Annotated in this window: 8 protein-coding genes; 1 reads left to right on the forward strand and 7 read right to left on the reverse strand. The window is 71.3% G+C overall.

Translation table 11 applies throughout. The features are described from left to right. Window positions 1-278 precede the first annotated feature (278 nt). The 3 genes from ACRDP3_RS28015 to ACRDP3_RS28025 form a co-directional block, all read right to left on the reverse strand. Window positions 279-1,295, reverse strand: coding sequence for an endonuclease/exonuclease/phosphatase family protein (locus tag ACRDP3_RS28015; RefSeq protein ID WP_431519818.1), 1,017 nt, complete (start codon window positions 1,293-1,295; stop codon window positions 279-281). 19 nt (window positions 1,296-1,314) lie between these two features. Then, a complete protein-coding gene (locus ACRDP3_RS28020; protein ID WP_431519819.1) occupies window positions 1,315-1,755 on the reverse strand; it encodes a nuclear transport factor 2 family protein in 441 nt (146 codons plus the stop codon). A 69-nt stretch (window positions 1,756-1,824) separates the two neighbouring features. Further along, window positions 1,825-3,231, reverse strand: a complete 1,407-nt coding sequence (locus tag ACRDP3_RS28025) for an MFS transporter (RefSeq protein WP_431519820.1) — start codon at window positions 3,229-3,231, stop codon at window positions 1,825-1,827. A 165-nt stretch (window positions 3,232-3,396) separates the two neighbouring features. On the opposite strand from ACRDP3_RS28025, the gene ACRDP3_RS28030 reads away from it, so the two are divergent. Next, the gene (locus tag ACRDP3_RS28030; RefSeq protein ID WP_431519821.1) at window positions 3,397-5,091 is read left to right on the forward strand and encodes an AMP-binding protein; all 1,695 of its coding nucleotides are present in this window, start codon (window positions 3,397-3,399) and stop codon (window positions 5,089-5,091) included. A gap of 71 nt (window positions 5,092-5,162) precedes the next feature. On the opposite strand, the gene ACRDP3_RS28035 is transcribed toward ACRDP3_RS28030, so the two are convergent. The 4 genes from ACRDP3_RS28035 to ACRDP3_RS28050 form a co-directional block, all read right to left on the reverse strand. Then, complete coding sequence (locus tag ACRDP3_RS28035; protein WP_431519822.1) at window positions 5,163-5,969, reverse strand: hypothetical protein; 807 nt, start codon at window positions 5,967-5,969, stop codon at window positions 5,163-5,165. Between the two features lie 115 nt (window positions 5,970-6,084). Continuing rightward, window positions 6,085-7,812: a glyoxylate carboligase gene (gene gcl / locus ACRDP3_RS28040; protein ID WP_431519823.1), complete on the reverse strand. Its 1,728-nt coding sequence runs from the start codon at window positions 7,810-7,812 to the stop codon at window positions 6,085-6,087. A 4-nt stretch (window positions 7,813-7,816) separates the two neighbouring features. Next, window positions 7,817-8,812: a 2-hydroxy-3-oxopropionate reductase gene (locus ACRDP3_RS28045; protein WP_431519824.1), complete on the reverse strand. Its 996-nt coding sequence runs from the start codon at window positions 8,810-8,812 to the stop codon at window positions 7,817-7,819. Next, on the reverse strand, window positions 8,779-9,009 hold a 231-nt coding region (locus tag ACRDP3_RS28050), incomplete at its 5' end, for a TIM barrel protein (RefSeq protein ID WP_431519825.1). The genes ACRDP3_RS28050 and ACRDP3_RS28045, both read right to left, overlap by 34 nt.

The following is a 9,009-nucleotide window of genomic DNA, read 5'->3' on the forward strand; positions in this document are numbered from 1 at the left end:
GTCCACGATGTCGCTGCACCACGACGACGGGGAAGGGGGGGTCTACAAGCGCGTCGCCCCGTAGCTGCTCCCGTGGGCGGAGAGCTGTACCTGTCGTGTGACGCGCGCTCACGCGGCGACGGGCCCGTGGTGGCGCCCGTCGAGGCACCGGAGACACCTGCGCCAAGGGGCAACTGGCACCGCAATCCCTACGCGTAAACAGCACGGCCGCTACATGCCCGGCTCTCCCTCGAAGGGGAGCCGGGCACACGGCTGCGCCTGTACGCGGGCAGCCCGGTTCAATACAGCTTCACGTCGGCCAGCAGCGCGCGGTGGTCCGTGCCCGGCAGGTCGAGGAAACGGGCCTCCACGGCGGTCATCTGCTCGCTGATCAGGACGTGGTCGATCTGGGCGCCCAGCGGTAGCGCCCTGTTGTCCGGCCAGGTCGGGGTGCGGGACTGGCCCGTCAGGCGTGCGGCGTCGTGCAGGCCGGTGCGCAGGATGGCGCGGAAGGCGGCGTGGTCCTGCGAGGAGTTGAAGTCGCCGGCGACGATGGCAGGGGTCTCGCCGCGCGAAGCGGCGTAGTCGCGAAGCCGCCCCAGCTCGGCGCGCCAGCTCGCGAGCGCCGCCGGCTTGGGCGGCATCGCATGGGCGGTCTGCACCCGGACCCGCGTGCCGGAGATGTCCGCGACCGCGCCGGGCATCGCCATCCGCCCCGGCACGGCGGCCTCGTCCTTCAGGGGGTACACGCTCAGCAGCGCCGTGCCCCGTGCCCCGCCGGCTTCGGCGATGACCCGGTACGGGTACTCCTGTCGCATCGTGGGCCCGCGAAGGGCGCCGGAGCACCGGCTGTCGCATTCCTGGACGGCGACGAGCTGCGGGCGTTCACGGCGCAGCGTATCCAGCAGCGCGTCGGTCGCGCCGCCGTAGCGCACGTTGGCGGTGAGCACACGGAAGCGGGCCTCGGCAGGACGCTCCCCGGCCGCCACCGCGTCCGGGCCCTGCGGCAGCGTGAACCAGCCCGCGGCCACCAGCACGGCGATCGCCCATACCGTGGCGAGGAAGCGACGGGAATACACGGCGCACAGCAGCGCCAGCCAGCCCGGCGCCAGGAACCAGGGCAGAAAGGCCAGGAGTTGGGGCACCGGCGTCGGCCCGTCGGCGTCCATGCCACGGGCCGTGAGCGGCACGCTCAGCCCGGCCAGCAGCAGCCCCGCGAACCAGGCGAGCGGCCGCCGCCGGGCGCGCGGCGCACGCCGGTCACCGGCACCGCCGCCTCGCACGGTTCCGCGCTGTTCCACTTCCCCCGTCAACACATCCCCGATGGTGCCCCACTCAGGCGCCGCCGCCCAGCATCCCGGCCCAGCCGCCCTGGATCATGGTCTGGAAGTACCACTCGCCGTCCTGTTTGACGAGGATGTCCGAGTACCGCATCCGCCGACTGTGCCCGCCCACGGTCATGGTGGAGTCGGTGAAGACCACGGCGAGACTGCGGGTGAGGAAGTGCGGTGCGCGCTGCGACTCGAAGGTGACTTCCTCGCCGCCGCTCTCACCCATGACGCCCGACATCGTCCGTACGTACTCCTCGCGGCTCCACTGCCCGGCCCAGCCGGACCCGGGATCCGAGTCGTCGGTGACCAGGTTCAGCGGGAACAGTGCCGTCGAGGCCATCGCCTCGACGTCGGCCTTGGCGGCGTACGTGTCGTACCGCGCGAACCACGCTTCCAGGTCGCGGTGATCCTGCTCGGTCGCGCTGCCTGTCGTGGTCTCCGGCATGAAGCCTCCTCATTGGTCAAGTTTGACTACCACTACTGGCTGCGAGAATACTGCCCGTCAAGAGATTGGTCAAACTTGATTAATGAGGGCCCGTTCCGCGGTCGCCCGTGCGCGGCGCCCTGTGGTGAGCAGGCCCAGCAGCAGTACGGCCACCCCGCACCCGGTGATCATCCACCAGGCCGTGACGCGCGAGCCGGCCGCGATCGCGGCGCCGATGACCGCGACGCCCAGCGCGGCGCCGACCTGGCGGCTGGTGGAGGCGATACTCGCCGCCACTCCCGCGCGGGCGCGCGGCATGCCGGAGACGGCGGCGTTGGTGATGGGCGCGTTGACCAGGCCGAAGCCGATGCCGAAGAGCACGTACGAGGTGAACAGCCGCCCGTCCGAGGCCTCCGCGCCGAAAAGCGCGAACAGCAGCCCGCTCGCCGTCATGGCCGCCCCCGCCAGCACGAGCGGCAGCCGGGCGCCGCGCACCCCGACCAGATGCCCGGACAGTGGCGCGAAGAGGGCCGTCATCACCGCCATCGGCAGCAGGTACAGCCCCGCCTGGAAGGCTGTCAGGTCGCGGTCGTTCTGCAGATAGAGCGTGTTGAGGAAGAGGAATCCGGACAGCGCGGCGAAGGAGGTGACCGCGGTGACCGTGGCGCCGCTGAACGGGACGCTGCGGAAGAAGCGCAGCTCGACCAGCGGCTCGGCGCGGCGGCGTTCGTACGGGATCAGCGCGGCCACCGCGCACAGGCTGAGTCCGAAGCAGCCGAGGATCAGCGGTGAGGCCCACGCGCCGTCGGCGGAGCCGCCCTCGATGATGCCGAAGGTGAGCGAGCCGAGCGCGGCCATGACCAGCAGCTGACCGCCCGGGTCCAGCCGGCGCGGATGCGGCGCCCGCGACTCGGGGACGTAGAGCGCGGTGAGCAGCAGCGCGGCCAGCCCGATGGGGAGGTTCAGCCAGAAGATCGCGCGCCAGCCCACCGAGGTGACCAGCGCCCCGCCCAGCAGCGGTCCGGCCGCCATGGAGATGCCGACGACGCCGCCCCACACCCCGATGGCGCGGGCCCGCTCCCGCGGCTCGGTGAAGGTGTTGGTGATGATCGACATGGCCACCGGGTTGAGCATCGAGCCGCCGATCGCCTGCACCGCGCGGAAGGCGATGAGCCAGCCGAGGCCGGGCGCGAGGGCGCACAGCAGTGACCCGGTGGTGAAGAGGACCAGCCCTGTCTGGAACACCCGGCGCCGGCCCACCCGGTCGGCCGCCGAACCGGACAGCATCAGGAATGAGGCCAGCACCACCGTGTAGGCGTCGATGGTCCACTGCAGCCCGGAGACGGAGGCGTGCAGATCCCGCTGCAGGGAGGGCAGCGCCACGTTCAGCGCCGTGTTGTCGAGGCTGACGATCAGCAGGCTCATGCAGCAGATCGCCAGCACCAGCCGCCGGCGCCGCTGGGTCAGGGCGGGCGCATGGGTCGGTGCAGGGGGCATCCACCCAGCATCCACCGTCGCCCCGCGGGCTGCCGCCCGGGGGTGGTGCGCGGGCCGCCGGTGGCCGAGGATGATCGGCAGTGCGACCAGCCCACCGCGACCGGCACAGCGACCGGCACGGTGTGGTCGCCGGCAGTGAACGTTCGCGGTACCCGAGGAGTGACGATGACGGCGACCGAGCCCACCACCCCCACCGATGCCTTCCGCGCGGCACGGGACACCCTGTTGCGGCACCGGACCGACCTCGACGCCGCCCGCGCGGCCTTCTCCTGGCCGCGGCCCGGACACTTCAACTGGGCGCTCGACTGGTTCGACGCCGTCGCCGAGGACAACGACCGCATCGCCCTGCACATCGTCGAGCAGGACGGCGGCGAGGCGCGCTACTCCTTCGCCGACATGCGCACCCGCTCCGATCAGGTCGCCAACTGGCTGCGCGCCCAAGGGGTACGGGCGGGCGACCGGGTCGTCCTCATGCTCGGCAATCAGGTCGAGCTCTGGGAGACCCTGCTCGCCTGCATGAAGCTGCGCGCCGTCGTCATTCCCGCCACCCCGCTGCTCGGGCCCGCCGATCTCGCCGACCGGGTCGGTCGCGGCGGGGCCCGGCACGTGGTGGTACGGGCCGAGGACGCCGCCAAGTTCGCGACGGTGCCCGGCGATTACACCCGTATCAGCGTGGGGGACGACCCCGGCGGTGACGCCGGGCCGGGCTGGCTCGCCTACGAGGACGCCTACGGCGCCCCCACCGCGTACGCCCCCGACGGGCCCACCCGCGGCGACGAACCCTTCCTGCTCTACTTCACCTCCGGCACCACGGCCCTGCCCAAACTCGTCGAGCACACCCATGTCTCCTACCCCGTGGGCCACTTGGCGACCATGTACTGGATCGGGCTCCAGCCGGGCGACGTGCATCTCAACATCTCCTCACCCGGCTGGGCCAAGCACGCGTGGTCCAACTTCTTCGCACCCTGGAACGCCGAAGCGACGATCTTCATCTACAACTACGCCCGGTTCGACGCGGCCCGCCTGCTGGCCGAGATCGAAAAGGCGGGTGTCACCAGCTTCTGCGCCCCGCCCACCGTGTGGCGGATGCTCATCCAGGCCGACCTGAGCAGCCTGCGGGCGGTGCCGCGGGAGGTCGTCGCGGCCGGCGAACCGCTCAACCCCGAAGTGATCGAGCACGTACGGCGGGCCTGGGGCGTGACCATCCGGGACGGCTTCGGCCAGACCGAGACCGCCGTACAGGTCGCCAACTCGCCCGCACAGCACCTCAAGCCCGGTTCCATGGGCCGTCCCATGCCCGGCTACGAGGTGACCCTGCTCGACCCGGTGACAGGTGCGCCGGGCGTGGATGAGGGCGAGATCTGCCTCGACCTGTCGGGAGATCCGGTCGGGCTGATGACCGGTTACCGGGGGGATGAGGAGCGCACCGCCGAGGCGATGGCCGGCGGTTACTACCGCACCGGCGACATCGGCTCACGGGACGCGGAGGGCTACATCACCTACGTCGGCCGGTCGGACGACGTCTTCAAGGCGAGCGACTACCGGATCTCGCCGTTCGAGCTGGAGAGCGCCCTGCTGGAGCACGACGCCGTCGCCGAGGCCGCCGTCGTCCCCTCGCCGGACCCGCTGCGGCTTGCGGTGCCCAAGGCGTACGTGGTGCTCGCGGAGGGCTGGGAGCCGGACCCCGGCACGGCGAAGGAGCTCTTCTCGCACTCACGGGCGACGCTCGCCCCGTACAAGCGGGTCCGTGTCATCGAGTTCGCCGAGCTGCCCAAGACCGTTTCGGGGAAGATCCGGCGCGTCGAGCTGCGCGAACACGCGGCGGGCAGCCGGGGCACCGAGCACCGCGAGGAGAGCTAGTGCCGTGACCGGCAATGTTTGCCGGGAGGGCACTAGCCCGCTCAGGGGGCGAGTGCTGAGGGGGCGAGCGCTCAGGAGTTGGCGCGGATCAGGTCGTCGGCCGGGTCGTTGACGGCCTGCGGCATGCCCGTCAGGTCGAGGACGAACAGCGCGACGGAGAGCGCGTCGGCGCGGGTGCGCGCCTCTCGCGCGTAACCCGCCAGGGAGAAACAGGCGGTGACCGCCGCCTCGTTGAGACCGTTCAGCCAGAGCGTCTCGACGTCGCGCAGTGTGGTCGGGGCCGTCGTCGGGTCGACGTGCGCGACGACGCCGGGTCCGCGCAGGTCGACGCCGGAGGCCGGAGCCCGCTCGGTCACCCGTACGTCCGTGAAACCCAGCCAGCGCAGATAGTGCGCGGCGGCCGTACGGGCGTCCTGCGCGGTGCGGATGGTGACGGGGGAGAAGGCGGGCCGGGCAGGACGGAGGGCCGCCGGCTCGTGCGGTGTGGGCGGCATGAGCGGCCCGTACGACCCGTACGGCTTGAGCGATGCGGACAGTGCGGGGCCCGCGGACAGCGGCCCGGGGGAGGGAAGCTGTGTGGCACCGCCGCCGGCCCCGGGAGCGCCCGGCGGCATCGCCGGCGGGGCGACGGGGAGTCGCAGCATCGTCCCGCAGCCGCAGCCCACTTCGGGCTGCGGCCACTCCTCGGTCCTCCCGCAGGCGGGGCACCGCACTTCCACCCAGGACCCCGCCCAGGTGCGGTGCCGCACCCGGACCGGCAGGGCGCCGCGCAGCAGTGGCAGCGTCACCGGAGCCCCGCACGCGCAGAGGTAGGCCGGCGGTGCGTAGGTGTGCTCGCGGCGGCACCCGGGGCAGCGCACGGGCACGCTGTCGGCCATGTCTGCGCTCCAGCGGCGGGATGGGAAGGTCTGCCTCATCGTCCCCGACATGACGGGAATTACGAAGAGGAACGGAGCAAAAACCCCCTGCCGGGACCCTGCCGGAGTCCGGAGGCTACGCGTCCTCGAACTCCCGCACGGCGTCGATGTCCGGACCGTGCGGTGTGTTCGCCTCGCGCTCGATCATGATCTCGACGAGGACGGGACGGGAGGTCGCCGCGGCCTCCTTACGTGCCCACTCGATGGCCGTACGGATGTCGTCCGGCTCCCACACGCGCCGCCCGAGGCAGCCGTAGGCCTCCATGATCTTGACGTTGTCGGTGCCGTATTCGTCGTAGTGGATGTCGACCTGGTAGTTCATGCCGTAGCCGATCTCGGCCTGCCGGATCAGGCCCAGATACTCGTTGTTGAGCATGATCAGCACGTACGGCACGTGGTACTGGGCCGCCACCGCCAGTTCCTCGACCATGTACTGGAAGCCGTAGTCGCCGACGATGCCCACGACTTCGGCGTCCGTCCGCCCCATCGCGTCCAGCGCCTTCCGCACACCGATCGCGGCCGGTATCTCCCAGCCCAGCGGCCCGGCCTGGCCGCACACCTGGTAGTGCCGCGGCCGGTGCGCCTTCTGGTGCTGGCCGCCCCAGATCTGGTAGAGCCCGATCGCGGTGACGAAGTACGTGTCCTCGCCGAACGCCTCGTTGATCTCCTTGTACGCGCGCGGCGCCTTGACGGGGGCGGAGTCGAAGTCCTCCCGGCGTACCAGGGTCCGCTTCAGCTCCTTGCAGCGCTCGACCCAGCCCGCGAACCCCTCACCGTCGCGTTCCCCCGCACGCTTACGGGCCGCGGCCAGCAACGCGGTGAGGAAGAGGCCGGCGTCGGAGACGATGCCCAGGTCCGGTTCGAAGACCCTGCCGAGCTGGCCCGGTTCGATGTCGACGTGCACGAACGTCCGGTCGCCGCGGTAGACGCCGAGGTCCGCGCCGGTATGCCGGTCGCCGAAGCGGGCACCGACCGCGAGCACGAAGTCGGCTTCCAGGAAAGAGGCGTTGGCGTACCGCTGCGAGGTCTGGATCCCGGTCGTGCCCAGGTTCAGCTCGTGGTCGTCCTCGATGGCGCCCTTGCCCATCAGGGTGACCTGGAAGGGCACCCGGAGCTCTTCGACCAGTTCCCGCAGCGTGTCACCGGCATCGGCCAGGATCACCCCGCCGCCCGCCAGGACCATCGGCCGTTCGGCGGCCAGCAGCAGGTCCAGCGCCCGCTCCACCCGCGGCAGATGCGGCTCGACGGCCGGGACGGGCAGCCGGGTGTCGATCTCGGCGTCGTAGGAGATCTCCTGCTTGGCCAGGTCCAGCGGCAAATCGATCAGCACCGGCCCGGGACGGCCGGTACGGGCGATGCGAAACGCCTCACGGAAGGCCCACGGGATCTGCGCCGGCTCCTTGATCTGGACGGCCCACTTGGTGACCGGCTTGGCGATCTCCACGATGTCGACGGCCTGGAAGGCTTCCTGGTGCAGTTTCGGTGAGACGGCCTGGCCGGTCAGGCAGACCATCGGGATGGAGTCGGCCTGTGCCGTGTAGAGGCCGGTGACGAGGTTGGTGGCGCCCGGTCCGGAGGTGGCGATGGCGACGCCGACCTTTCCGTTCGTACGGGCCCAGCCGTCGGCCATGTGGGTCGCGCCTTCCTCATGACGGACCGTCAAGTGGCCGATGCGGCCGTCCTGTTCCATCGCCTTGTACAGCGGCAGGATCGCGGCACCGGGACAGCCGAAGGCGATGTCCACACCCTCGTCGACCATGATCGCAACAGCGGCGCTCATCGCGGGCATTCTGGTGGCGGTCATGGCGTCAGTCCTCCAGCTTCTCGCCGGAGAGGCGCCTGACGCCGCGCACCAGCGCGGAGTGGTCGAGGCCGCCATCGCCCTGCTGGCGCAGTGCGGCGACCAGTTGGGCCACCAGGGCACCGGCTGGGACGGCCGCTCCGACGTTGCGGGCCGCGTCGGTGACGATGCCCATGTCCTTGTGATGCAGGTCGATCCTGAAGCCGGGGCGGAAGTCGCCGGCCAGGATGCTGTCCTGCTTGCGGGCCAGCACGGTGGATCCGGCCAGGCCGCCGCCCAGCACCTCCAGGGCCGCGGTGAGGTCGACGCCGGACTTCTCCAGGAAGACCACGGCCTCGGCGACCGCCTGGATGTTGACGGCGACGATGAGCTGGTTGGCGGCCTTGACCGTCTGGCCCGAGCCGTGCGGGCCGCACAGCACGATGGTCCTGCCGAGCGCGTCGAGGAGCGGCCGGGCGGCGTCGAAGGTGTCCTGCTCACCGCCGACCATGATGGACAGCACGCCCTCGACCGCGCCCGCCTCACCGCCGGAGACGGGTGCGTCGAGCACCTTGACGCCCTTGGCCGCGGCGGCTTCGGCGACGTCGACGGAGGTCTGCGGGGTGATGGAGGACATGTCGATGATCAGGCCGCCGCGGCGGATGCTCTCCAGCACGCCGCCGTCGTGCAGCACGACCTCCTCGACCTGCGGCGAGGCCGGGACCATGGTGATGACCACGTCAGCGTCCGCGACCGCCTCAGCTATGGACGAGGCACCCTTGCCTCCGTCCTTGACGAACGCCTCGACGGGCGCCGGGTCGCGGTCGAATGCGGTCACGTCGTAGCCGGCCTCGACGAGGTTGCGCGTCATGGGGGCGCCCATGATGCCGAGTCCTATGAAGCCGACCTTGGTGTTGCCGGGTGTGTAGCTCATGCGTCGTTGCCTCTCGAAGTCGTCGCGTACGGGGGCTGATTCACCGGAACCACGGCCTACGGGGCGGCGCGCCGCTCGCGGGGCAGCCACCCGAAGGAGTCGGCGCTCGGTACGTCGCCCGGCTTGTACTCCAGGCCGATCCAGCCCTCGTAGCCGGCGTCGCTCAGCCGGTCGAGCAGCTCGGCGAAGTCCAGGTCGCCGGTGCCGGGGGCGCCACGGCCGGGGCAGTCCGCGATCTGCACGTGCCCGGTCCGCTCGGCGTAGGCGTCGATGACGCGGCGCAGGTC

The organism is Streptomyces sp., assembly GCF_050698815.1.
Lineage (GTDB): Bacteria > Actinomycetota > Actinomycetes > Streptomycetales > Streptomycetaceae > Streptomyces.

What these genes read in the sequence shown, in the direction of transcription:
- ACRDP3_RS28030 (WP_431519821.1), top strand. Translation starts at nt 3,397, where the DNA reads ATGACGGCGACCGAGCCCACCACCCCCACCGATGCCTTCCGCGCGGCA.
- ACRDP3_RS28020 (WP_431519819.1), bottom strand. Translation starts at nt 1,755, where the DNA reads ATGCCGGAGACCACGACAGGCAGCGCGACCGAGCAGGATCACCGCGAC.
- ACRDP3_RS28025 (WP_431519820.1), bottom strand. Translation starts at nt 3,231, where the DNA reads ATGCCCCCTGCACCGACCCATGCGCCCGCCCTGACCCAGCGGCGCCGG.
- gcl (WP_431519823.1), bottom strand. Translation starts at nt 7,812, where the DNA reads ATGACCGCCACCAGAATGCCCGCGATGAGCGCCGCTGTTGCGATCATG.
- ACRDP3_RS28035 (WP_431519822.1), bottom strand. Translation starts at nt 5,969, where the DNA reads ATGGCCGACAGCGTGCCCGTGCGCTGCCCCGGGTGCCGCCGCGAGCAC.